At 66.2% G+C, this 24,280-nt stretch carries 27 protein-coding genes and 1 tRNA gene; 13 read left to right on the forward strand and 15 right to left on the reverse strand.

Annotated features, from left to right (window positions below; genetic code table 11):
* Nucleotides 1-27 precede the first annotated feature (27 nt).
* From AC5P88_RS05535 to AC5P88_RS05590, 12 genes are all read left to right on the forward strand, one after another.
* Nucleotides 28-366, forward strand: a complete 339-nt coding sequence (locus AC5P88_RS05535; RefSeq protein WP_005408332.1) for a GPW/gp25 family protein — start codon at nucleotides 28-30, stop codon at nucleotides 364-366.
* 2 nt (nucleotides 367-368) lie between these two features.
* On the forward strand, nucleotides 369-1,265 hold the full coding sequence (locus AC5P88_RS05540) for a baseplate assembly protein (protein WP_495224529.1): 897 nt from the start codon (nucleotides 369-371) through the stop codon (nucleotides 1,263-1,265).
* 223 nt (nucleotides 1,266-1,488) lie between these two features.
* Nucleotides 1,489-2,037, forward strand: a complete 549-nt coding sequence (locus AC5P88_RS05545; RefSeq protein ID WP_227860081.1) for a phage tail protein I — start codon at nucleotides 1,489-1,491, stop codon at nucleotides 2,035-2,037.
* A 7-nt stretch (nucleotides 2,038-2,044) separates the two neighbouring features.
* Nucleotides 2,045-4,015 carry a tail fiber domain-containing protein gene (locus tag AC5P88_RS05550; protein WP_495224531.1) on the forward strand — a complete coding sequence of 657 codons (1,971 nt, stop codon included), beginning with the start codon at nucleotides 2,045-2,047 and terminating at the stop codon, nucleotides 4,013-4,015.
* A 1-nt stretch (nucleotide 4,016) separates the two neighbouring features.
* Nucleotides 4,017-4,676 (forward strand): hypothetical protein, encoded by a 660-nt coding sequence (locus AC5P88_RS05555; RefSeq protein WP_495224532.1) that lies wholly within the window; start codon nucleotides 4,017-4,019, stop codon nucleotides 4,674-4,676.
* 106 nt (nucleotides 4,677-4,782) lie between these two features.
* On the forward strand, nucleotides 4,783-5,985 hold the full coding sequence (locus tag AC5P88_RS05560; protein WP_495224533.1) for a phage tail sheath C-terminal domain-containing protein: 1,203 nt from the start codon (nucleotides 4,783-4,785) through the stop codon (nucleotides 5,983-5,985).
* Nucleotides 5,986-5,987: 2 nt separating this feature from the next.
* A complete protein-coding gene (locus AC5P88_RS05565; RefSeq protein WP_099553864.1) occupies nucleotides 5,988-6,491 on the forward strand; it encodes a phage major tail tube protein in 504 nt (167 codons plus the stop codon).
* A gap of 80 nt (nucleotides 6,492-6,571) precedes the next feature.
* Nucleotides 6,572-6,862 (forward strand): phage tail assembly protein, encoded by a 291-nt coding sequence (locus AC5P88_RS05570; RefSeq protein ID WP_005412456.1) that lies wholly within the window; start codon nucleotides 6,572-6,574, stop codon nucleotides 6,860-6,862.
* Nucleotides 6,863-6,982: 120 nt separating this feature from the next.
* Nucleotides 6,983-9,430: a phage tail tape measure protein gene (locus AC5P88_RS05575; protein ID WP_495224534.1), complete on the forward strand. Its 2,448-nt coding sequence runs from the start codon at nucleotides 6,983-6,985 to the stop codon at nucleotides 9,428-9,430.
* Nucleotides 9,431-9,432: 2 nt separating this feature from the next.
* Nucleotides 9,433-9,900, forward strand: a complete 468-nt coding sequence (locus AC5P88_RS05580; RefSeq protein WP_049430173.1) for a phage tail protein — start codon at nucleotides 9,433-9,435, stop codon at nucleotides 9,898-9,900.
* A complete protein-coding gene (locus AC5P88_RS05585; RefSeq protein WP_049430174.1) occupies nucleotides 9,884-10,099 on the forward strand; it encodes a tail protein X in 216 nt (71 codons plus the stop codon). The genes AC5P88_RS05580 and AC5P88_RS05585 overlap by 17 nt, the downstream gene beginning before the upstream one ends.
* A complete protein-coding gene (locus AC5P88_RS05590) occupies nucleotides 10,090-11,163 on the forward strand; it encodes a phage late control D family protein (protein WP_262101856.1) in 1,074 nt (357 codons plus the stop codon). The genes AC5P88_RS05585 and AC5P88_RS05590 overlap by 10 nt, the downstream gene beginning before the upstream one ends.
* An 80-nt stretch (nucleotides 11,164-11,243) precedes the next feature.
* On the opposite strand, the gene AC5P88_RS05595 is transcribed toward AC5P88_RS05590, so the two are convergent.
* From AC5P88_RS05595 to AC5P88_RS05665, 15 genes are all read right to left on the reverse strand, one after another.
* On the reverse strand, nucleotides 11,244-11,624 hold the full coding sequence (locus AC5P88_RS05595; protein ID WP_495224535.1) for a tautomerase family protein: 381 nt from the start codon (nucleotides 11,622-11,624) through the stop codon (nucleotides 11,244-11,246).
* Nucleotides 11,625-11,830: 206 nt separating this feature from the next.
* Nucleotides 11,831-11,905: transfer RNA gene (locus AC5P88_RS05600), tRNA-Val, on the reverse strand.
* 116 nt (nucleotides 11,906-12,021) lie between these two features.
* Nucleotides 12,022-12,375, reverse strand: coding sequence for a PilZ domain-containing protein (locus AC5P88_RS05605; RefSeq protein ID WP_004146965.1), 354 nt, complete (start codon nucleotides 12,373-12,375; stop codon nucleotides 12,022-12,024).
* Nucleotides 12,372-13,328, reverse strand: coding sequence for a DNA polymerase III subunit delta' (locus tag AC5P88_RS05610; protein ID WP_495224536.1), 957 nt, complete (start codon nucleotides 13,326-13,328; stop codon nucleotides 12,372-12,374). Before AC5P88_RS05610 ends, AC5P88_RS05605 begins: the two co-directional genes overlap by 4 nt.
* A complete protein-coding gene (gene tmk / locus AC5P88_RS05615) occupies nucleotides 13,325-13,990 on the reverse strand; it encodes a dTMP kinase (protein ID WP_164146719.1) in 666 nt (221 codons plus the stop codon). Before tmk ends, AC5P88_RS05610 begins: the two co-directional genes overlap by 4 nt.
* Nucleotides 13,987-15,048 (reverse strand): endolytic transglycosylase MltG, encoded by a 1,062-nt coding sequence (gene mltG / locus AC5P88_RS05620; protein WP_106549826.1) that lies wholly within the window; start codon nucleotides 15,046-15,048, stop codon nucleotides 13,987-13,989. Before mltG ends, tmk begins: the two co-directional genes overlap by 4 nt.
* A 157-nt stretch (nucleotides 15,049-15,205) precedes the next feature.
* The gene (locus AC5P88_RS05625) at nucleotides 15,206-16,570 is read right to left on the reverse strand and encodes an aminodeoxychorismate synthase component I (RefSeq protein WP_495224542.1); all 1,365 of its coding nucleotides are present in this window, start codon (nucleotides 16,568-16,570) and stop codon (nucleotides 15,206-15,208) included.
* Between the two features lie 213 nt (nucleotides 16,571-16,783).
* Complete coding sequence (gene fabF, locus AC5P88_RS05630) at nucleotides 16,784-18,046, reverse strand: beta-ketoacyl-ACP synthase II (RefSeq protein ID WP_106551374.1); 1,263 nt, start codon at nucleotides 18,044-18,046, stop codon at nucleotides 16,784-16,786.
* 142 nt (nucleotides 18,047-18,188) lie between these two features.
* A complete protein-coding gene (gene acpP, locus AC5P88_RS05635) occupies nucleotides 18,189-18,428 on the reverse strand; it encodes an acyl carrier protein (RefSeq protein ID WP_005408313.1) in 240 nt (79 codons plus the stop codon).
* 152 nt (nucleotides 18,429-18,580) lie between these two features.
* Entirely contained in the window at nucleotides 18,581-19,324 is a 744-nt protein-coding gene (gene fabG / locus AC5P88_RS05640) for a 3-oxoacyl-ACP reductase FabG (RefSeq protein ID WP_005408312.1), read from the reverse strand.
* Nucleotides 19,325-19,406: 82 nt separating this feature from the next.
* Complete coding sequence (fabD, locus tag AC5P88_RS05645) at nucleotides 19,407-20,351, reverse strand: ACP S-malonyltransferase (protein WP_106551373.1); 945 nt, start codon at nucleotides 20,349-20,351, stop codon at nucleotides 19,407-19,409.
* A gap of 240 nt (nucleotides 20,352-20,591) precedes the next feature.
* A complete protein-coding gene (locus AC5P88_RS05650) occupies nucleotides 20,592-21,374 on the reverse strand; it encodes a BUD32 family EKC/KEOPS complex subunit (protein WP_106551372.1) in 783 nt (260 codons plus the stop codon).
* A 77-nt stretch (nucleotides 21,375-21,451) separates the two neighbouring features.
* Nucleotides 21,452-22,429 (reverse strand): beta-ketoacyl-ACP synthase III, encoded by a 978-nt coding sequence (locus tag AC5P88_RS05655; protein WP_005408309.1) that lies wholly within the window; start codon nucleotides 22,427-22,429, stop codon nucleotides 21,452-21,454.
* A gap of 91 nt (nucleotides 22,430-22,520) precedes the next feature.
* Nucleotides 22,521-22,715 carry a 50S ribosomal protein L32 gene (gene rpmF, locus AC5P88_RS05660; protein ID WP_005408308.1) on the reverse strand — a complete coding sequence of 65 codons (195 nt, stop codon included), beginning with the start codon at nucleotides 22,713-22,715 and terminating at the stop codon, nucleotides 22,521-22,523.
* Nucleotides 22,716-22,822: 107 nt separating this feature from the next.
* Complete coding sequence (locus AC5P88_RS05665) at nucleotides 22,823-23,332, reverse strand: YceD family protein (protein ID WP_012479287.1); 510 nt, start codon at nucleotides 23,330-23,332, stop codon at nucleotides 22,823-22,825.
* Between the two features lie 113 nt (nucleotides 23,333-23,445).
* On the opposite strand from AC5P88_RS05665, the gene AC5P88_RS05670 reads away from it, so the two are divergent.
* Nucleotides 23,446-24,015 (forward strand): Maf family protein, encoded by a 570-nt coding sequence (locus AC5P88_RS05670; protein WP_495224537.1) that lies wholly within the window; start codon nucleotides 23,446-23,448, stop codon nucleotides 24,013-24,015.
* The last annotated feature ends 265 nt before the right edge of the window (nucleotides 24,016-24,280 follow it).

Consider the following 24,280-nt stretch of genomic DNA (forward strand, 5'->3'; position numbering starts at 1 on the left):
AACCCGCACTCCACGACGATAGAGGCCATGCGAGGAATCGACGCCAACACCGGCAAATCACTGGATGGGCTCGCCCATCTCCACCAGTCCGTGCGTGACATTCTCACCACGCCCCTTGGCTCCCGCGTACTGCGCCGCGAATACGGTTCACGCGTGTTTGAACTGATCGATGCGCCGACCAACCGCTCGCTGCGCATGGACCTGATCGCCGCCACCGTCGACGCGCTGGCGCGATGGGAACCGCGTCTCCACGTCGAGAACGTCGACGTCTCCCTCCCCGCCCCCGGCGTGATGATCCTGGCAGTGACCGGGATCCACCTGCCGGACGGCGAGGCCATCACCATCGAAGGAATCGAGGTTCGCTAACCGTGGCATCCGGCTCGTTCACCAGTGTCAATCTGTCCCAGCTGCCTGCACCGGCGGTCATCGAAGTGCTCGATTTCGAAGCCATGTTCGATGAATCGCTGACCGCACTGCAGGCCCTGGATCCCACCTTCGACGCGTTGCTGCCGTCGGACCCGGCCTTCAAGATCCTGGAGGTCTGCACCTACCTGCGCCTGCTCGATCGCCAGCGCGTCAACGACGCCGCGCGTGGCGTGATGCTGGCTTATGCCGGTGGCAGCGACCTGGACCACCTCGCCGCGATCTTCGGCGTCGTCCGCCAGGCGCTCGACCCGGGCAAACCGCAGGAGGGCATTCCTCCTCGATATGAAAGCGATGAGGACTTCCGCCGCCGCATCCAGCTGGGCCCGGAAGGATTCAGCGTGGCAGGGCCGGAAGGTGCCTATGTGTTCCATGCGCTGAGCGCGGACCCGCGCGTGCTCGACGCCAGTGCGACCAGTCCCGCCCCCGGCGAAGTGGTGGTCTCGGTGCTGTCGCGCGAAGCGGATGGAACCGCTACCCAGGGCCTGCTCGACATCGTCGAGGCGAAGCTGAGCGCGGATGACGTGCGACCGCTGACCGACCACGTGCTGGTGAAGCCGGCCATGATCGTCAACTACACGGTCGACGCCACGCTGTTCACCTTTGCCGGCCCGGATTCGCAGGTCGTGCTTGCCGAAGCGCGCACCCGCCTGGACCGCTACATCAGCGAGTCACATCGTCTCGGCCGCGATGTCACCCGTTCGGGGTTGTTCGCCGCATTGCATGCCGAGGGCGTGCAGCGCGTGGAGATCGTCCATCCAGCTGCAGATGTGGTGGTGGACCGAACCCAGGCCACGCACTGCACCGGCGTGACCCTGACCCACGGCGGCACCGATGAATGAGCCGAGCACGCGCCTGATCAACGCGCGCCTGCGCGGCGCGATCGATGGCCGCAACCGCACCTTCCGCCACCCCGGCGGCGCGCTGGCGAGCCTGCAGTCGGTATTCCGCACCGATGCGCAGGGGCGGCAGCTGCTGCAGGGCAGCGTCATCGAGGGCAGCAGGGTCACCCTGGCCGCTGCACCGGCGCCCGGCGAGGTCATCGATGGTGACGCCCAGGTGGTGGTGCCCTCGGCGGCGAACCTGCTTCCCGCCAACGCCACCCACGCCGAGCGCGCGCTTGCCCGCGCCATCGTTGCACGTCCGTTGCCGGTGGACATCACCGCGCTGTGGGATGCCGACCGCTGTCCGACCGCACTGCTGCCCTGGCTGGCCTGGGCGCTGTCGGTGGACGAATGGAAGGCCTACTGGCCTGAAGCCGTGAAGCGCGCCCGGGTGCGTACGGCCATCGCCATCCAGCGACGCAAGGGCACCGCCGGCAGCGTACGCGACGTGGTGGCCGCCTTCGGCGGTTCGGTGCTGATCCGCGAGTGGTGGCAGCTGCAGCCCAAGGGCGCGCCGCACACCTTCGAAGCCGTGATGACCATCGCCAACCAGGATGGCCAGTCCGCCACGGCGATGTTCGTCGAGGACGTCATCGGCGAAATCACCCGGACCAAGCCGGTGCGCTCGCATTTCACCTTTACCCAGGGCATGCAGGCCGACGCCGCCGTCGGCGCACTTGCAGCCGCCCACGCCACGGCCTTCCGCCGCCTTCAACTGATCGGAGAGTAACCCCCGCATGCGCTTGAAAATCACCGATGCCGGCTTCGCCAAGCTGGTCAATCCGCCGAACACCGGCACCAACGCCGTCCTGATCACCCAGATCGGCCTGACCTCGACCGCCTTCGTACCGTCGGCGGGGCTCACCGCGCTGCCCGGCGAGATCAAGCGCGTGGTCACCTTCGGCGGCCAGGCCGTGGGCGATGACACCGTGCACGTCACCATCCGCGACGACAGCGCCACCTCCTACACGCTGCGCGGCTTCGGCCTGTACCTGGCTGACGGCACCCTGTTCGCCAGCTACGGCCAGGCCGATCCGATCATGGAGAAGTCGGCCGCATCGATGCTGCTGCTGGCCACCGATACCCGCTTCAGCGGGATCGACACGACGCAGATCCAGTTCGGCGACGCCGGCTTCCTCTATCCACCGGCCACCACCGAGGTGGTCGGTGTGGTCGAGCTGGCCACCAGCACCGAAGCCGAAGATGCGACCGACACCCAGCGCGCGGTCACCCCGCGTGGCGTGCGCGCCTACACCGACAAGCGCTTCGGCGCCAGCGCCCCGAGCGCGCTGGCGAAGACGCTGCTGTCCGCGGCGAACACCACCGCGGCGCGCACTGCGCTGGAACTGAAGAGTGCTGCGCTGAAGGACACCGGGCATGGCAATGGCCTGGACGCCGACACCCTGGACGGCAAGCACGCCTCCGAGTTCGCCCTGGCCGGTGACTTCGCCACCGTGGGCCACAAGCATGTGATTGCTGATGTGACCGGGCTGCAGGACGCGATCAACGACAAAGCCAACCTGTCGCGCAATGACTTCCGCGACCAGCAGTTCATTGGGGGCACATATCCGCTCCTTGGCTTCGGCAAGTACGGCACGGAAACCGCGTACATCGGGGCCTGGGAAGGCAAGTCGATCTGGAGGTCGTGGAATGCCGGCCGGACCGCCGCAGGCGAACTGACCATCGCACACAATGACGTGCCACGCTGGAACGGCTCGGCGATGTGGCATGCCGGCAACTTCGCGCCCGAAGCGAAAATGGACAAGACCGGAGGGACGTTCACCGGACACGTCGGCGTGAATGGAAACTCGCTTCGTTCCTATGGATGGAATGGAGTTGCCAACGACGGCGTGCTCGTGCTCGGGGACACCAATTCATACATCTTCAAGAACGGGACGAACTTCACTTTCGCAAATGCTGCGGGTGGATACACCGCGACGATCAACTCAGGCGGCACCGTCTGGACCAGCGGTAATTTCGATCCAGCAAGCAAGGTAAGCAAAGCCGGCGACATCATGAGCGGCACGCTGAACATGTACGTGGGCCAGGGCAGCACCCAGGTCGTACATCAGCGGTTCGGCTGGGGCAACAACGTGACCCGATGGGCCACCGCGATGGAGAGCGACGCCACACTTTCGCTTTACTCCTACGACTTCAATGGAGGGTCGCCGACGCAGCGCGCGAACTTCAGCAACGTCCAGTACCGGGAGAACACCTTCGTCGGTGGCGTCAATTCCACTGGCGCAAGCGCAGCCTTTGTCATCAAGGACCGTGGAAACGCGAGCAGAGAGTTCCACATCTACAACACGGACAACGTGTTCCGGATCTGGTCTTCCACCGCCCAGGGCGTCGACCGTCTGTCCTTGACCAGTGCTGGCGCACTGACAACCAGCGGAGGTTACGACTTCGGCTCTTCGCGAAAGCTGAAGAACATCGATGGCGAACTTCCCTACGGCTTGGCTGTTGTAGAAAAGATGGAACTGGCCGCCGGCCACTACAAGCCCGAATACAACGACGACGGTCGCCGCCGCCTGTTCTTCGTCGCCGAGCAGCTGGCCGAACTGGTACCGGAAGCGGTCGACCTGGAAGGTGTCGAGTTCCAGGGCGAGCGCGTGGCATCGGTCAAGCTCGACCAGTTGCTGCCGGTGATGGCCAAGGCCATCCAGGAGCTGGCCGCCGAAGTGCGCGCACTGAAAGCGGAGCGCTGACATGCCCAGCGGATATCGCTCTTCCGGTGTCGACTTTGACGACCTGTTCGATCCGTACGTCGAAGGTCCACTGGCACAGGATTCGGGCCGCCGTATCGGCGGCACCGACCTGACCCGCCGCTACGCGCACATCCAGTACGGCAGCAAACGTGCCGACGTAGGCCATCGCATCAACGGCATGGACGTGTCCAACCTGTGGGCGGCCCGCGGCAGCGCCACCTACAGGCTGCCGTTCCATGGCAAGGGCTACTCGGCAAGCAATGGCGCCAAGACCAACTCCACCGGCTCCGTGTCGGCAACCGTCTCGATCCTGATGTATGCCGACGGCACCTATGCCATCCGCACAGGCGTCGCCGGTGGCGGCAATGGAGGCAGCTCAGTAGCAGCGTCGGGCCAGTGGCTTCCGGCAGGTGCAAGCGTTTCCGAGTACGAAGTGCAGATCACCGGCTCCTCGCCCGCTAAAGCCTCTTTCAGCACCAGTGCTCCCTCGTTCGTACCGGCATCGACGGCACCGTCGGCAGGCGTGTCGATCAGCGTCCCCGCCAGGTCCGCCAGCTACGAATCGGACAGCGTCAGCATTTCCGTCGCGCTGCGCCGTGCCGGAGGTATCGCCCAGGTTTCCACCTTCAGCGCAAGCGTCAGCGCCTCCGGCTGGGTCTGATCGATCACCAGGCCACCGCTGCAATTAACCCGACAACCACATTCTCCGAACATTACCCCGTCGCCTGCACAAGCCGGCACACACCCACACCGAGGAAGAACCCCGAATGACCGAATTTCTCCATGGCGTACAGGTCGTCAACATCGATACCGGTGCCCGATCGATTGCCATCGCCTCCAGCAGCGTGATCGGCATCGTCGGCACCGCGCCGCTGGCCGACACCGACGCGTTTCCCATCAACACGCCCGTCCTGGTGACCTCGCCATCGCAGGCCGCCAAGCTGTCGGCCACCACCGGCACCGATGCCGGCACCCTGCCCGGTGCGCTCGACGCGATCTTCGACCAGTCCAGTGCCGTGGTCGTCGTCATCCGCGTCGAGAAGGGCGCCAATGAAAGCGCAACCCTGGCCAACGTGCTGGGCGGCGTGAACGCCCAGACCGGCGCCTACGAAGGCGTGCATGCACTGCTGGCCGCCAAGTCCATCGTCGGCGTCAAGCCGCGCATCCTGGTCGCACCCGGCTTCACCCATGTGCACCCGGCCGACCCGGCCAAGCCGGAGGCCGTGCTGGCCAACCCGGTCGTCGCGGAACTGCTCGGCATTGCCGACAAGCTGCGCGCAGTGATCATCAAGGATGGCCCGAACAGCAACGACGACGCTGCCAAGTCCACCGCCGCCCTGACCGGCTCCAAGCGTGTCTACGTGGTCGACCCGGCGCTGCTGGTGCAGTCCGGTGATGCCATCGTCACCCGCTATGCCTCCGGTGCCGTGGCCGGCGCCATCGCCCGCAGCGACAACGAGCGCGGCTGGTGGGCGTCGCCGTCGAACCTGGAACTCAACGGCGTGGTCGGTACCGCGCGTGCAATCGACTTCGGCCTGTCCGATGCCACCAGCCGCGCCAACCTGCTGAACCAGGCCAACGTGGCCACGGTCATCCGCGAAGGGGGCTTCCGCCTGTGGGGCAACCGCACCACCAGCATTGATCCGAAGTGGCAGTTCCTGTGCGTGGTGCGCACCGCCGACATCATCGCCGACAGCCTGGAAGCCGCCCACCTGTGGGCCGTCGACCGCGGCATCAGCAAGACCTACGTCGATGACGTGCGCGAGGGTGTCAATGCCTTCCTGCGCGGGCTGAAGACCCAGGGCGCGATCCTCGGTGGCAACTGCTGGATCGACCCTGAACTGAACGCAGCGGACAGCGTGGCCCAGGGCCGCTTCTACTGGGACTTCGACTTCACCCCGACCTACCCGGGTGAGCAGCTGACCTTCCGCATGCACATGAACAACAACTACGTCTCGGAGATCTTCTAAGCATGGCGCGCAAGATCCGCAAAAACTTCAACTTCTACGTCGACGGCAAGGGTTATGCCGGCAGCGTGATGTCCTTCACCGCCCCCAAGCTGTCGCTGAAGACCGAGGACTTCCAGGCCGGAGGCATGCTGGCCCCGACCGAGATCGTGCTCGGCCATGAAAAGCTCACCGCCGAGGTCGAGTTCGCCTCGGACGACGCGGAGATCATGACCAAGTTCCACGTCATCGAGAGCAAGGAGTATGGCTTCACCGCCCGCGAAGCGCTGGAAGGCGACGACGGCGAAGTGACCCAGGTCGTGCACAACATGCGCGGCAAGGTGAAGCTGCTGGACCGTGGTGAAACCAAGGTCGGCGAGAAAGGCACGATCAAGGTCAGCCTGGCGCTGAGCTACTACAAGCTGACCCATGGCGCCCAGGTCGTGCAGGAGATCGACGTGGTCAACATGATCGCCCGCCAGGGTGGCGTCGACGTCCTGGCCGGCATCCGCGGCGCGCTGGGCATCTGAGCCCACGCCACACCGACGTACCCGGGGGCGCATCGCGCCCCCGCATTCCCTGCACGCTTTGAACTCCCAGGAACAGAACCATGTCCAGCAAGACCAAGACCCCCACCGACACCGTCATCGAGCGCGATGGCTTTGCCGAGATCACCCTCACCCGCCCGCGCCAGGTCAACGGCATGGAGACCGCCGTGCTGCGCATGCGTGAACCGACCGTGGAAGACATGGAGCGCTACCAGGACGACAAGGGCAGCGACGCCCAGCGTGAGGTGCGGATGATCGCCAACCTGTGCGAGATCTCGCCGGACGACGTGCGCAAGATGCCGCTGCGCGACTACGCCCGGCTGCAGGCAGGCGTGGCGCTTTTTACCACCTGACCCTGCCGCAGATCAGGCAGGGAGTGCTTGCCCTGGCCGGACATACCGGCTGGGGCCTGCGCGAGATCATGACGCTGCGGGTGTCGAAGTTCATCTGGTGGATTCAGGGGTTGCCGGTACATGGCCAATAACGTTCAAACGACAACGATCACGATCGGCGGCTCGGTGTCCAAATCGCTGAAGGACGCATTGTCCTTCGCCAATGATGGCATCAAGCGCATCGGCACCGAGATGACACTGCTGGACCGCAGGCTTGCCCGTCTGAACACGACGAGCAAGGAATACGCTCGCATGCGTGCCCAGGTCGACGCATTGCGTGCCTCTCAGGAGGCACTGGAGAGCATCGAGGCAAAGCGCACCGCCAATCTGGAGAAGCGCGAGAAGCTCGGCTCGGCATTCGGCGAGGCACGTGGTGCGCTTGGCACGGCCGTTACCGCGCTGGCCAAGCCGGTGGAGAACGCCTCCGGCTTTGCCCGCCAGAACCAGCAGATCGGCGTGGCGGCCAACCTCAGCCGGGCCCAGGTGAGCGCCTTGGGTCAGGCCATCCTGGAACAGTCGCGTGCGACCAACCAGGGCGCCGACGCACTGCAGCGCTCGATCAGGCTGATGATCGACGCCGGCATGGATGCGCAATCGGCCCAGGCCAGCCTGGGCGCGGTCGGGCGGACCACCACCGTCACCGGCGCCAGCATCGACGATGTGGCCCAGGCCGCAGCCGCCCTGCAGCAGTCGTTCGATATCGATCCGTCGCGCATGCAGAACGCGCTGGATGTGCTGGTCGTCAACAGCCGGCAGGGCGGCCTGGGCCTGAAGGACATGGCTGAAGTGCTGCCTGCCCTGGGCTCGTCGTTCGAAGCGATGAAGCTGCGGGGCACCTCGGCGGCCGCGACCCTCGGCGCCGCCCTGCAGGCCACGCTGGACTCGGCCGGCGGCGCCGACAAGGCCGCCAGCAACATGAAGACCTTCATGTCGTCCGTCCTGTCGCCGGAGCTGCAGAACAAGGCAAAGAAGAGCCTCAATCTGGATCTGCGCAAGATCATCGGTGACGCGCAGACCGACGGCGGCAATCCCTTCGACGCTGCCATGCAGGGAATCATCCAGGCCACCGCGGGCGACCAGAAAAAGATCGGCGCACTGTTCGGCGATGCCCAGGCGAAGAACTTCGTCCAGCCGATGATCGAGAACTGGGACACCTACGTGCGTGTCCGCGACAAGGCGCTGAATGGATCGGCGGGCACCACCGATGCAGCCTATGCCGATGCGATGCAGACCGACCCGCAGAAGATCGAGGGCGCCAAGATCGCCGTGGACAACCTGTCCAAGGCCTTCGGTGCCGCGCTGCTGCCGGCGGTGGGCGAGGCCGCGGTCAAGCTCACCGAACTGCTGAACGGGGTCACCTCGTTCGTGCAGGAAAACCCGAAGCTGATCGCCAACACCACGCAGATCGTGGTCGGCATGCTGGGCATGCGCACCGCGGTGCTCGGCGCCCGCTACGCCTGGACCTTCCTGCAGGGCCCGATCCTGGCTGCGCAGAAGGCCTTCGAGCTGTTCCGGGGCGGCAGCCTGCTGGCGCAGATGGGACGCTTCGGGCCGATGGCCATGCGTCTGGCGTCGGGCTTCCGCATCGTCGCTACCGCCGTCGGTGCCATCGGTGGTGGCCCCATCGCTCTTGCGGTCGCCGCCATCACCGCCGGCGCCCTGCTGGTGCGCAAGTACTGGGAGCCGATCAAGGCGTTCCTGGGCGGCGTCTGGGAAGGTCTCAGCGGTGCAGGCACCGCGGCGATGGGGGAACTGATGCGCGCGGTCGAACCGCTGCGCCCCGCCTGGGAAGTCATGAGCGGGCTGATCGGGCAGGCCTGGGATTGGCTGTCGAAGATGCTGGAACCGGCGCAGTACACCGGCAACGAACTGTCACGCGTCGGCCAGATCGGCTCACTGGTAGGCGAGGCGCTGCTGACCAACTTCCGGCTGGTCATCCAGGTCATCGGCGGCGTGGTGGGCGCAGTGGTGTGGCTGGGCGAGATGCTCGGCACCGTCGCCGGTTTCATCAGCGAGACGCTCGGCAGCATCTGGGAGTCGATCAGCGAGAAGGCAACGGCTGCGTTCGACCGCGTCCTGGAGAAGCTCAAGCCGGTCATTGAAGGCGTTGGCTGGTTCATGGACAAGCTCGGTGGCGGCGTGGGCGCGGCCAAGGACAAGGCACTGGGCGTTGCCGAGGACGGGCTGCAGACCGCAGTGGGCGCCGCCAACATCTACAGCAGCATGAAGGCGCGCGGTGGTGGTGGCATTGGTGACATGGCACGGGTCGCATATGCCGTCGGCACCGACAGCAACGATGGCTTGAACCGGCGCATGGCTGAGCTGAGCGGTGCGCAGGGACGCGCTGCACCGGCCATGCCCTCGCCCACCACACGTGCACCCACCACCGTGCAGCAACAACAGACCAACAACATCACCATCCACCAGCAACCAGGTGAATCCAGCGAATCCGTAGCACGTCGCACCGCCGACGAACTGCAGCGTCGCAACGCCGTTGCCGCCCGTGGTGGCCTTGCAGACAGGAATTGAGCATGAAGCGCGAGTTCGTAACCGGCACAGTGGACAAGCTGCTGTCGCAGTTCAAAGCCAACGATTCCGGCAACGCTCCGGTGCTGCTGATGCTGGGCGGCTTCAAGTTCAGCCTCAACACTGCCGTGTTCCAGGACATCCAGCAGAGCAACGAGTATGGCTGGGCAGCGCAGGAACGCATCGGCCAAATGGCTGCGCTGCAGTACACCGGGCCCGGCAAGGCCAGCATGACGCTGCCTGGCGTCATCCACTATGCGTTCCGCGGTGCCGGCAATGAGCTCTCGCAGCTGCGCAAGCTGGCCGCGCAGGGCAAGCCACAGCGGTTGCTGACCGGCAAGGGCGGGAACCTGGGGCTGTGGGTCATCGACAAGATCGACGCCACCGCCTCCGGTTTCACTGCCGATGCCGGAATCCAACGGCACGAATTCACCCTCTCCCTGCGGAAGCACAGCGATGGCACGAACGTATAACACCCGCGACGGCGACGTCGTCGACCGCATCGCGTACACGCACTATGGCGAACAATCGCCGGCCATCCTGCGCGCGGTATTCGACGCCAACCCGGGCCTTGCCGCACGCGGCGCGGTACTGCCCGCGGGCATGGCGATCACCCTGCCGGATGTGCAGCGCCCGGCAAACGAGCGCAAGGGAGTGGCCCTGTGGGACTGAACATCACACCGGCATTCCGCGTGGTGGCCAACAACCAGGACATCACCGACACCATCAGGTCGCGCTTCAAGTCGCTGCGGATCACCGACGAGACCGACAACAACTCGGACATGCTGGAACTGCAGCTGGCCGACCATGATCCTTCCGATCCGATCCAGCTGCCGCCGGCAGGCGCGGAGCTGGAAGCCTTCATCGGCTACGACGGTGACGTGCGGCGCATGGGCCTGTACATCTGCGACGAGGTGGAGATTTCCGGCTACCCGGGCAGCATGACCCTGCGTGCCCGCGCGGCGCCGTTCGAGGCCAGCAAGGGCGGCAAGAACGATCTGCAGACGCAGAAGACGCGCACCTGGAAGAAGGGCACGACCATCGGCGGCATGGTGCAACGCATGGCCGGCGAACACGGAATGGAGGCTGCCGTGAGCGGGTCGCTTGCATCGATCGCGCTGCCGTTGACGGTGCAGTCGCAGGAGTCGGACATGAACCTGCTGCTGCGCCTGGCCAAGCAGCATGACGCCATCGCCAAGCCGGGCGGCGGCCGCCTGATGTTCGTCAAACGAGGTGAATCCACCAGTGCCAGCGGTGAGCGCATTCCCGACGTCACCCTTACCCCGGCCGATGGCAGTGGCTACAAGGTGAGCATCGTCTCGCGCGAGAAGACCGGCACCACCATCGCCTACTATCGCGATGTACGCGGTGCCACGCGCCAGGAAGTGAAGCTGGGCAGCGGTGAACCGATCGTGCGCCTGCGCATGGCCTACGCCGACCGCGAAGCCGCCGAAGCTGCAGCGCGTGCCAAGCACCAGGAACAGGCCCGGCAGACGCGTACGCTGAGCTACACGTTGCCCGGCCGTGAGACGCTGATGGCCGAAGCCACGGTGGTGATGCAGGGCTTCCGCGATGGCGTGGACGGGCAGTGGCTGGTCAAGCGTGCCGAGCACAACATCAGCCACGACGGCTACGTGACCAGCATCGAATGCGAACAACCCAACAGCGCCGACGCAGTGAAGGCGGCCCGCAGTGCCGCCGCCACCGAAGGCGAGCAGGTCGGCAGCGAGGTGTAGATCCACGCGGGCGTGAATCTACATCGGCGGCCTCGACCAGGCTCGGTAGATCCACGCCATGCGTGGATGCGCTTCCCGCATCAAGTCACGTACTGCGCAACCCCGTTGCCAAACGACCAGTTCTCCTTCTTCACTTCCACCAGGTTGATGAACACATCCTCGCGGCGGATGCCCACCGCCGCGTGCAATCCCTCGGCGATGCCCGCATACAGCGCCTTCTTCTGCTCCAGCGTGCGCCCTTCGTTCCAGGTGATCTGGATGCAGATGAAATCGTCGGTGCGGTCCACGCCCAGGTAGCCGGGGTCGTAAACGAGCGTGCCGGCGTCGTGCTGCTGGAAGATCTGGAAGCGGTCGTTCTCCGGCACGCCCACCGCGCGCATGGCCTGGTAGATGGTTTCGCCGACACGTTGCAGGTAGTCGGCGGATTTACCTTTGCGAAGATCGATGCGGGCGAGCGGCATGGTGGCACTCCGGGGAATGGGGCACGGCAGTGCCTCGAGAGTACGCCGGCCGGGAACCACGCAACAGCACATGGATGGAATCCTCTGCCCGCATCGGCGAAGTGCGTCCCCGAGCGCTTCGCGCGGTTGCGGGAGCCGGAGAGTCGCGCTGATGGTCAGGCAACAAAAAAGCCCCCATTTCTGGAGGCTTCTTTCGTTCTGCAACATGGTGGGCGGTACAGGGATCGAACCTGTGACCCTTGCCGTGTGAAGGCAATGCTCTACCGCTGAGCTAACCGCCCGGTGTGTTGCTGAGCCGCTCATTATAGGGGCTTTTCAGAGGCCGTCAACAGTTTTTCACATTCGTGTTCACGGGTGTTTCGAGGTCGTCGCCGGGCATGGCCCGGCGCTACCGGAATCACATCGTATGGGTCGGCTTGTCCGAGCTGGTCAGGCCGGCCAGCAGGGTCTCGATCTTGTGGCGTACGCCCTCGCCTTCGGCGCCATCGGCCAGCTGCACGCCGATGCCGGCGGTGCGGTTGCCCTGCGCGCCGGCCGGGGTCACCCAGATCACCTTGCCGGCCACCGGCAGGCGCTCGCTGGAATCGGGCAGGGTCAGCAGCAGGAACACTTCGTCGCCCAGGAAGTAGCGCTTGGGCGTGGGCACGAAGATGCCGCCGTTCTTCACGAACGGCATGTACGCGCTGTACAGCGCGGCCTTGTCCTTCACAGCCAGGGACAGGATGCCCTGGCGGGCGTTGCTGGCACTCATCGATTTCCCCTTGCGGCAGGCCGCTCGTTCACCTTGTTCCAGGCCAGCAGCAACTGAACCACCGCAAGGTCTGCACGCACCGTGGTGCGCAGCAGGTCGCGGGTGCGGTTGGCCGCATCGAACCAGGCTGCAAGCTTGTGCAATCGCTCCGGCGTGGTCAAGGCATCGGTGCTGGCCTGGGCCAGCGCCAGGTCGGCGGCAAAGCGCAGGCGCAGCGCTGCGTTGTCATCGCCGCACCACTTCTGCGCCAGTTCCACTGCACCGGTCTTGCCGGCCGCCAGCTGCTCCAGCTCGCGACCTACTTCACGGCGCAGGCTCAGGCCATCCTCGCGCAGCCAGTTGTCGGCCTGGCCGGGATGCCCGCGTGCAGCCTCCAGCGCTTCGCGCGCCGACGCCTCGCTATGGCCCTGCTGCTGCAGCCAGGCCAGCGCCTCGTGCTGCGGCGGCAGCTTGAACTCCAGGCGCTGACAGCGGCTGCGGATGGTCTGCGGCAGGCGCGCCGGGTCGCTGCTGATCAGCCACAGGTAACGGCCCGGCTGCGGCTCTTCCAGGGTTTTCAGCAGCGCGTTGGCGGCCGAACGGTTGATCGCATCGGCCGGGTCGACGATCACCACCTGTGCCACGCCGTACTGCGGGGTCAGCGCCAGCTTGTCGGTGATCTCGCGCACCTGCTCGATGACGATCTCGGTGCGCAGCTTGTCGCCGCTCTTGTTCGGAATGAAGCTGACCAGCTGCAGGTCCGGATGGGTACCCGCAGCGATCAGCTGGCGCGTGCGCGTGGCATGCGCGGCATCACCGCGGGCCAGCACGTGGTCGGCCAATGCCAGCGCCACCTCACGCTTGCCCAGCCCGGCCGGCCCGCAGATCAGCAGGCCATGGCCGAGGCGACCGGCATCGAGCGCGGCCACGGTCTGGTCGAACGCGCGCTGCTGCCATGGCGAGAACGTACTCATGCGCCCTCCCCGTCCTGCAGCCAGCGCTCGACACATGCGACCACATCAGCGGCCACGCGCGCCTGCTCCTGGCCCGCATCAATCAACGCAAAGCGCTGCGGGTCCTGCTGCGCACGGCTGCGGAACACTTCGCGCACGCGCTGGAAGAAATCGTCCTGCTCGCTTTCGATGCGGTCCGGCCAGAGGTCACGGCCGTTGGCGCGCGCGCGGCCCACCGCCACGTCCACATCCAGCAGCAGGGTCAGGCCCGGCAACAGGCCGACCGCGCGGCGCTCCAGATCGGCAATCCACTGCGGATCGAGCCCGCGGCCACCGCCCTGGTAGGCGTAGCTGGAATCGGTGAAGCGATCACTCAGCACATAGGCACCGCGCTGCAGTGCCGGCTGGATCACCTGGCGCACATGCTGTGCGCGCGCGGCGAACACCAGCAGCAGTTCGGCTTCGGCACTGAGCGGTTCGGCGGCGATCTCGGCATCGGGCTTCAGCACCAGGCCGCGGATGCGCTCGGCAAGCGGCGTGCCGCCCGGCTCGCGGGTCAGCACCACTTCATGACCGTGGCTGCGCAGGCACTCGCGGATGGCGTTGATGGCGGTGGTCTTGCCCGCGCCCTCGCCGCCTTCCAGGCTGACGAAACGCGGGTGGCGAAGCAGCGCGGGACTCATTGCGCCGGGGTCTCCTTGGTACGTTGCTGGCGCAGCTGCTGCAGGTAGCGGGCGACTGCGGCGTTGTGCTGGTCCAGGCTGGGCGAGAACACGTGTGCGCCACTGCCATCGCCCACGGCGACGAAATACAGCGCGTCGCCCGGCGCCGGCTGCGCGGCCGCCATCAGCGCATCGCGGCTGGGCATGGCGATCGGGGTCGGGGTCAGGCCCGCACGTGTATAGGTGTTGTAGGGCGTATCGGTGGTCAGGTCGCGGCGGCGGATGTTGCCGTCATACGCGGCACCGATGCCGTAGATCACGGTCGGGTCGGTCTGCAGGCGCATGCCGATCTTCAGGCGGCGCATGAACACGCCTGCAATCTGCGGGCGCTCGCTGGCCAGCGCGGTTTCCTTCTCGATGATCGAGGCCATCGTCAGCAGTTCGTAGGGCGTGTTGATCGGCAGGTCCGGCGCACGGCTTTCCCAGGCCTCGTCCAGCGCTTTTTCCATCGCGCCATGTGCACGCTTGAGCACGTCCAGGTCGCTGTCGCCGCGCTGGTAGACGTAGGTCTCCGGCAGGAAGCGGCCTTCCGGATGCTGGCCACCGAAGCCGAGGCGCTGCATCAGCGCGGCGTCATCAAGATTGTCGGTGGTATGCAGCAGCGGTTCGGCGCGCTTGAGCGCGGCACGCAGCTGGCGGATGTTCCAACCCTCCACGATGGTGACGCGGTGCTGCAGCACCTTGCCGGCGCGCATGCGCAGCAGCAGCTCGCGCGGGGTCAGGTCGCCACTGAGCGCGTACTCGCCCACCTTCAGCTTGCCTGCGGCATCGAGCTGGCGCGCCAGCAGCTGCCACTGAGTGTCCTGGCCTTCATCCACGCCCGCGTCGCGCAGCTTGCGCAGCACGCTGTTCATGCCATCGCCACTGGCGATGACCACGCTTTCGGCGGTGGGGGTGATCGGGGCATCGGCGAAGCGGGTCTGCTGATAGAAGAACCACGCGCCCACGCCGGCCACGACGGCGGCCAGCACCACCACCAGCGTTACCACGAACAGACACCCGCGCTTGGCTCCCGCCATGGACTACCTCTGAACTCGATTCCGTCGTGCAGGATACCGTGCCGGTGATGTGGGGTCATGACCGGGGTGGCAGACACCCGCATCCGTGCCGACCAAGGTCGGCACCCACCAAAACCGGAATCGGTAGCGCCGGGCCATGCCCGGCGGGGGCGGTCAATCAACCCTGCTGGCCGAGCGCGCGCAGCAGGCCGCGGGCCTTGGCGCGGGTCTCGTCCAGTTCCTTGTCCGGGTCCGAGTCCACCACGATGCCGGCGCCGGTGCGGAAGCTCACCTCGTGGCCGTCCACTTCAGCGGTGCGGATCAGGATGTTCAGGTCCAGGTCGCCATCGCGGTTCAGCCAGCCGAAGGCGCCGGTATAGGCACCGCGCGGCACCTGCTCCAGCTCGCTGATGATCTGCATGCAGCGCACCTTCGGGCAGCCGGTGATGGTGCCGCCCGGGAAGGTGGCGGCGATCACCTCGCCCGGCGTGACCTCCGGTCGCAGGTGGCCGCTGACATTGCTGACGATGTGGTGCACATGGGCGTAGCTCTCCACGGTCATCAGTTCATCCACCACCACGGTGCCGGGCAGGCAGATGCGGCCCAGGTCGTTGCGCTCCAGGTCGATCAGCATCACGTGCTCGGCACGCTCCTTGGGGTGGCCGACCAGTTCCTGGATGCGCGCGGCGTCATCGTCGCCCTCGAAGCGCGGCCGCGTACCGGCGATCGGCCGGGTCTGCGCATGGCCGGCATGCACCGACACCAGCCGCTCCGGCGAGGAACTGACCACGTGGCGACCGTGCGCGCTGAACAGGCCGGCAAACGGCGCCGGGTTGGCACGACGCAGCTGTGCATACAGTGCCTGCGGGCTGACCGGCGCAGCGAACTGCGCGCTCCAGCGCCGCGACAGGTTCACCTGGAACACGTCGCCGGCACGCAGGTACTCGATCACCCGGCGCACGCCGTCGGTGAAGCGCTGCGGCGCATCCTCGCCCACCGACTGCGGCGGCTGCCAGCCCTGCCCGGCGTCGGGCAACGCCGCCGAGGCCAGTGCCACCAGCGCATCCAGCAGTGCCTGCTCGCCGGCTTCGGCGATCACGAAGCTGGCATCGTTGTGATGGTCGTGCAGCACCGCTGCGGGGCAACGCAGCGCCAGCGCGGTCGGACGGCCATCCTCGCGTGCACGCGCCGGCAGCACCGGTTCGATCTGGCTGGCCACTTCGTAATCCAGCATCAGCGCCCAGCCGCCGCGGAACGGCAGGCTGTGGCTGCCGTCATGTGGCAGGCGTTCGGCCTGCCACGCGCGATCCAGCGCCTGCAGGAACGTGCCGGGCTGCACGGCGTCGTGCAGGTCACGCACCTGGCCGTCGGCGTCCAGCCGCAGGCCCTCGCCCTGCGCGGCCAGCAGCAGGCTCCAGCGGCCCTGGGCGGTGCCCGAGGCGGTGGATTCCATCAGCAGCGGGAAGCGCGCCGGGTCGTGCTGCTGCAGGGCCAGCAGATCGATGGGATGCGGCAGCGGGTGGATCAGCGGTGCGTGGGTCATGGCAGCCAGTTCGGGGTTCAGATGCACGGAAGCCGCCTTGCGGCGGCTCCGTGGTGCACGGCGTTGATCCGTTTGTCGGATTGCCGATGGGTAGAGTCGACTGTCAGTCGACTGCTTTCCCATCAACGATCACCGCGGCGGATCGAAAGGCAGTCGACTAACAGTCGACTCTACCAATGCGACGTCGAGCATGGCGCGACGTCGCAACACCGGTCAGACGCGCTTGAAGATCAGCGTGCCGTTGGTGCCGCCGAAGCCGAAGCCATTGGACATCACCACATCCACCTTGGCCTGGCGTGCTTCGTTGGGCACGTAGTCCAGGTCGCAACCTTCGCCCGGCTGCTGCAGGTTGATGGTCGGCGGAATGACGTTGTCCTGCAGCGCCATCACCGAGAAGATCGCTTCCACGCCGCCGGCGGCACCCAGCAGGTGGCCGGTCATCGACTTGGTGGAGCTGACCATCATCTTGTAGGCGTGGTCGCCGAAGGCGGTCTTCATCGCCATGGTCTCGCCCAGGTCGCCCAGCGGCGTGGAGGTGCCGTGCGCGTTGAGGTAACCCACCTGTTCCGGGGTCACGCCGGCGTCCTTCATGGCCATGACCATGCAGCGCGCGGCGCCTTCGCCGTTCTCGCTCGGTGCGGTCATGTGGTACGCGTCGGAGCTGGCGCCGAAGCCGGCCAGTTCGCAGTAGATCTTCGCGCCACGTGCCTTGGCGTGCTCGTACTCTTCCAGGATCAGGATGCCGGCGCCGTCGCCCAGCACGAAGCCGTCACGGTCCTTGTCCCAGGGGCGCGAGGCCTGTTCCGGGGCGTCGTTGCGGGTGCTCATGGCCTTCATCGCGCAGAAGCCGCCCAGCGCGGTCGGCGACGAGCCACGCTCGGCACCACCGACCACCATCACGTCGGCATCGCCGTACTGGATCATGCGCATCGCGGTACCGATCGAATGGTTCGAGGTCGCGCACGCCGACACCGCCGAGAACGACGGGCCCTTCAGGCCGGTGATGATGCTCAGCTGGCCCGGCAGCATGTTGATGATGGTCTTGGGCACGTAGAAGGGCGAGATCTTCTTGCCCTCGTGGAACTCGATGGTCTGCTCTTCGATGCCGAGCAGGCCGCCGATGCCGGCGCCGACGATGGCGCCCATGCGATCGGCATTGGCGTCGGTGATCTCCAGGCCCGAATCGTGCAGGGCCATGAACGAGGCACCGAGGCCGTAATGGATGAACGGGTCCATCTTCTTGGCATCCTTGCCGCTGACCCGATACTTGCCGAACAGTTCGTTGTCGGCGGTGATGTCAAATCCCTTGACCTCACCTGCAATCTTGGTGGTGAACCGATCCACGTAGGCATCAGCAACGTTGGTCAGCGGACCGATGCCCGAACGACCGTGGGTGATGCCTTCCCAGCTGCTGGCCAGATCATTGCCCAACGGCGAGACGATACCCAGGCCGGTTACGACGACGCGACGCTTCATTGCTGTTTCTCCTGACCCGGATGGTTTCTACGGGCAACTCGGTTTGCTTCGATGTGATGCTCAAACACACGGGGCCGCAACAGCGGCCCCATGGGGTGCGGTGCGCGGCGAGGATGACCCGCGCGCGCACTGCCGTCTGACATCAGGCCTTGACGTGGGCCTTGACGTAGTCGATGGCGGCCTGCACGGTGCTGATCTTCTCGGCTTCTTCGTCCGGGATCTCGCACTCGAATTCTTCTTCCAGGGCCATCACCAGCTCGACGGTGTCCAGCGAGTCAGCGCCCAGGTCATCGACGAACGATGCGCTGTTGGTGACTTCTTCTTCCTTGACGCCAAGCTGTTCGACGACGATTTTCTTGACGCGTTCTTCGATGGTGCTCATGGGATCTCGCTCCAGATGGAGTTGTGGTTCAAAAGTGGTCGCCATCAAAGGCGATGGCCGTGGGATAGTGTAGTGGAAACCGGCGCGGCCTTGCATCGCAGCAAAAACCTCAGCAGATCAACCACTTGCGGCGCAATCCCTGCGCCCCTTGCTTACGGCATGTACATGCCACCGTTCACATGGAGGGTTTCGCCGGTGATGTAACCGGCAGCCGGGCTGGCCAGGAAGGCCACCGCATGGGCGATGTCCTCCGGCGAACCCAGGCGTTCGAGGGCGATGTCGTTGATCAGCGCGGTACGCGCTTCTTCAGGCAACGCCTTGGTCATGTCGGTGTCGATGAAGCCGGGAGCGACCACATTGACGGTGACACCGCGCGAACCGATTTCCTTGGCCAGCGACTTGCTGAAGCCGATGATGCCGGCCTTGGCGGCCGCGTAGTTGGCCTGGCCGGCATTGCCGGTCACGCCCACCACCGATGCGATGTTGATGATGCGGCCCTTGCGCGCCTTCATCATGCCGCGCATGACCGCCTTGCTGGTGCGGAACACGCTGGTCAGGTTGGTGTCGATGATCGACGCCCAGTCCTCGTCCTTCATGCGCATCAGCAGGTTGTCGCGGGTGATGCCGGCATTGTTGACCAGGATCGAGATCGGGCCGAACTCCTTGGCGATGCCGTCCAGCACGCTGTCCAGCGCGGCAGCGTCGGTCACGTTCAGTGCACGGCCGTGGCCGCCGTGGGCGGCCAGGCGCTCGCCGATGGCTGCGGCACCGGATTCGGTGGTGGCGGTGCCGATGACGGTGGCGCCCTGGGCGGCCAGCAGATCGGCGATGGCGGCACCAATGCCACGGCTGGCACCGGTGACCAGTGCGATTTCACCCTGCAGGGGCTTGCTCATGATGTTTTCCTCAGGCTGGGGCGGCCGCCGCACCCGTGCCGCGTGCAGCGGCCACCGGTACGGTCGGCAGGAACAGGGGGAGTCAGGCCGACCATGCCTCGCGGGCGACTTCGAAGTCGCCCGGGGTGGCCAGCGAACGGCCGTCGATGGCCTTGTCGATGCGCTTGACCAGGCCGGTCAGCACCTTGCCCGGGCCGCACTCGGCGATCTGGGTGATGCCACGGCCGGCCAGAGCCTGCACGCAACCGGTCCACTGCACCGGCTGGTACAGCTGCTGCACCAGCGCGGTCCGGATCGCGTCCACACCCTCGTGCACCTTGGCATCGACGTTCTGCACCACCGGCAGCTGCGGCGCCTGCCAGGACAGGCCGGCCATCACTTCGGCCAGGCGGTTGGCGGCTTCGCGCATCAGCGGGGTGTGCGAGGGCACGCTCACGGCCAGCTTGACCGCCTTGCGCACGCCCTTCTCGGCCAGCAGCGCCAGTGCGCGGTCGACCGCGTCGGCGTCGCCACCGATCACGATCTGGCCCGGCGAATTGAAGTTGGCCGGCACCACCACCTGGCTGCCTGCGGCTTCGGCGCAGACGTCCAGCACCAGCTGGTCTTCGGCGCCGAGCACGGCGGCCATGGCGCCGACACCGGCCGGTGCGGCTTCCTGCATCAGCTGGCCGCGCAGGCGCACCAGGTGCGCACCGTCATGCAGGCTCAGCGCGCCAGCGGCAACCAGGGCGGTGTACTCGCCCAGGCTGTGACCGGCCAGCACCGACGGGCGCGGACCGCCGACGGCGTTCCAGGCGCGCCACACGCCGATGCTTGCGGCCAGCAGGGCCGGCTGGGTGTATTCGGTACGGTTGAGCATTTCCTCCGGGCCACCCTGGGACAGCGCCCACAGGTCGACGCCGGCACCATCGGATGCCTCGGTGAAGGCTTCACGCACCTGCGGGTGCAGTTCGGCCAGCTCGGCCACCATGCCCACAGACTGCGAGCCCTGGCCGGGGAAGACAAAAGCGAGGGTGGATACGGTCACGCGGTCATCCGCTTGTTGCAATCGAAGCGGGCCATGATAAGGGCGAATCCGCTGTGTCGTCTGTACGTGCGCGTATGCAGGCGTATGGAGCGCGGCCGCGGGACAACCCGGCATCCGGTGCGGTGTCCCCGCCCAGGTAGAGTCGACTGTTAGTCGACTGCCCCTCGATCAGCCCCTGAAAACCCGCGCTGCGCGCGGAAGTCGACCAACAGTCGACTCTACCGCAGCGCGAACCAGCCATCAGCAGAACAGCTGCAGCACGTCCAGGTCGCCGTCGGCGAGGAAATCCACGCACAGGCCCACCAGCATCAGCACGCCCGCCGTGCTGGCGCCATGGGCGATGAAGATCGAATGGGCCAGCGCGCGCGCTGAACGGCCCAGTTTCATGCACACCCGGGCCAGGCTGCGCAGGCGGCCGCTGACCGCATGCACATGCTCGCGCACCGGCGCCTGGGCATCGCCCATCGCCTCGGCCATCATCGCCTGCAGCTGCTCGGGGCGGTCGGCATAGTACTTGGCCACGCCGTAGCCGAACATCAGCCAGTCACGGGCCTGTGCTTCGGACAGATCCATCACTTCCAGCGGATCTTCCTCGAAATCGATGAAGCCCACCTTCTGCCCGTCCCAGGTGAGGTTGCGCGGCAGCGGCTGGCCGAAATAGGCGCCGCGCGCATGCGCTTCGGCGATGGCCTGCATGGCGGCCATCACCAGCCGGTCGCGGCCGGCCTCGTCGGCCTGGCGCAGGCAGGTATTGAACGAGCTGCCGTTGTCGCCGATCACCAGCGCGGCGTGGCCGCTGCCCAGCACGTCGGGCACGTTCACGCCCTGCGCCTGCAATTCTCCCAGGCGACGGGCTTCGGTTTCGCGCGCGGCATCACCACCACGGTGCGGCGGTGGGCGCAGGGCGTCCAGATGGAAACGGCGGGCAACGAAATTGAGCAGGCCCAGGGCCAGTGCGCGGCTTCCCTTGCCGTACTGCTTCAGCCAGGCGCGCTGCCCTTCGATGACGATGGGCTCAACCATGACGGGTACTCCTATAAACGCGTTACGGCCCCAGAGGGGCCGTAACGACAAGCTTCACATTGTCGTAACTTGCGCTATCAATAACGCAGCAGGGCCGAACCCCACGTGAAGCCGCCGCCGAAGGCTTCCAGCAGCAGCAGCTGGCCACGCTCTACGCGGCCCGAACGCACCGCGGCGTCCAGCGCCAGCGGCACCGAACCGGACGAGGTGTTGCCATGCTTGTCGACAGTCACCACCACCTGGTCCATCGACATGTCCAAGCGCTTGGCGGTGGCTTCGATGATGCGCAGGTTGGCCTGGTGCGGAATCAGCCAATCCAGGTCGGACTTGTCCAGGCCATTGGCGGCCAGGGTTTCGTCCACGACCGAGTCCAGCGCCTTGACGGCGTACTTGAACACGTCGTTGCCCTTCATGTTGATGGTGCCGCCACCGTTGGCGCCGTCCTTGAAGCCGGTCGAGACGCCCACCGGGTTCCACAGCAGTTCCTTCTTGCTACCATCGGCATGCAGATGGGTGCTGAGGATGCCGGTCTCTTCGTCGGCCTTGAGCACAACGGCGCCGGCGCCATCGCCGAACAGCACGCAGGTGGTGCGATCGTTCCAGTCGACCATGCGGGTCAGCGTTTCGGTGCCGATCACCAGCACGTGCCTGCAGTCACCGGAACGGATGAATTTGTCGGCCACGCCCAACGCGAACACGAAGCCCGAACAGGCGGCGTTGACGTCAAAGGCAGGGCACCCCGCAACACCGAGCTTGGCCTGGATCAGGCACGCGGTGGAGGGGAAAATGAGGTCAGGCGTGGTCGTACCAACCACGATCATGTCGAGCTGCGAAGCGTCGATGCCGGCCGCTTCAAGTGCGCGCAACGCGGCCTGGTAGCCGAGGTCGCTGGTGGTTTCGCCTTCGGCCGCGATGTGCCGTTCACGAATTCCGGTGCGCGACTGGATCCACTCATCCGAGGTTTCGACCATCTTTTCCAGGTCGGCGTTGGTCAGGACTTTTTCCGGCAAATAGCTACCGGTGCCCGCGATCCTCGAATAGATCCGCTTGCTCATCATGTTTCCTGTTGCGCGGGCCGCCGATCACCGGCACGCCCGGGAAAGAAGGCAAAGGCCGCTGCCCTCGGGCAGCGGCCTTCCCGGCACATCAATCTTCTTCGACGGCCGAGGTCTTGGTCTGGATGACCTTCTTGCCGCGGTAGAAACCGTCGGCAGTGATGTGGTGACGCAGATGCACTTCGCCGGTGGTCGGGTCGGTCGACAGCTGCTTGGCGCTCAGGGCGTCATGCGAACGGCGCTGGCCGCGGCGGGACGGGGTAACACGGGATTTCTGCACAGCCATGGGATTGCTCCAAACTCGGTTCGTTTTGCTTCGTCGTATCGTCGCGCAGGACGCCAGCGCCCAGCACACTTTCGCTTTCGCCGCAGCCGCCGACGACAATCCGGCTGCTATTGTTTCTTCAATGCCGCCAACGCCGCGAACGGGTTGGCCTTCTTCGTTTCTTCTTCGCTCGGTGCCCAGTCCTTGTCGACTGCTTCACCGTCGGGCGACAGCGGTACCACCGGCACCGCCAGCACCAACTCGTCTTCGACCAGGTCCAGCGGACGCAGCTGGCCGTCTTCCGGCACCAGCAACGCCTCGTACTCCTCCGGCAGGGACGATTCCTCGTCCTCGTCGCGGATCAGGCCAAGCCTCTGGGTCACCTTCACCGGCAACAGGAATCGCTGCATGCTGCGCTGACAGGTCAGCGGCAACGCGGTGTCGATGGTCAGTTCCACATAGGATACCCGCAGGACTTCGTCGCGACCGAATTCAAGCGAGTAGGAACACTCACCGTCGGTATCTGCGACCAGCCCCTGCAGGCGGGTCAATTCAGCCAGGGAGACCTGGCCGTCGAAGCGCCTGCGCGCTACGACCATCCGCCAAGCATCCAGCGATTCGGGCACGTTCGCGGACATAAGCCGCTGAATACTAAGGATCGGGGGGGCTGCTGTCAAATGCCCGCCATACAGGACTTGCTGCTGGCGCTGCACACGGGCCAGACTGCCGCGCCCTGCCCCGGAATTGTCGCATGTCACTGGTCCTGGCCTCCACCTCCCGCTACCGCCGCGAGCTGCTGCAGCGGCTGGGCCTGCCCTTCGACTGCGCGCGCCCGGAGGTGGATGAAACCCCGTTGAACGGTGAGACACCCCTGGTCCTGGCGACGCGCCTGGCCACGGCCAAGGCGGCCGAGGTCGCCGCCCGCTACCCCGGCGCCTGGGTGATCGGCTCGGACCAGGTGGCGGACCTGAACGGGCGGCCGCTGGGCAAGCCGGGCACCGTCGAGGCGGCCCGCACGCAGCTGGCGGCGATGTCCGGGCAGACGGTACGCTTCCATACCGCAATCAGTCTCACGCGAGACGGAGAATCACTCAGCGCCGTGGATCTGACCGAAGTCCGTTTCCGCACGCTGGGCCAGGAGGAGATCGCCCGCTACGTGGCCGCCGAACAGCCGCTGGACTGCGCCGGCAGCTTCAAGTGCGAGGGCCTGGGCATCAGCCTGTTCGAAGCGATCGACAACCGCGACCCGACCGCGCTGATCGGCCTGCCGCTGATCGCGCTGTGCGGGCTGCTGCGCCAGGCGGGGTTCGCATTGCCCTGAAGGCGGCACGCTGGCTGCCGGCACCGAGCGCGGAAACAGGCCGGACATGAGCCGGGTAGGACCCAGGTCGGGTAGAGTCGACTGTCAGTCGACTATCGCGCGCAGCGCGGGGTTTTGCAGACGGCTGGAAGAGCAGTCGACTAACAGTCGACTCTACCAACCCGGAGCATGCAACTGACTGCCGGCACCGAGCGCGGAAACAGGCCGGACATGGGCCGGGTAGGACCCAGGCGGGTAGAGTCGACTGTCAGTCGACTATCGCGCG

The sequence above is a fragment of the Stenotrophomonas sp. YJH_SMC_8 genome (assembly GCF_059371315.1).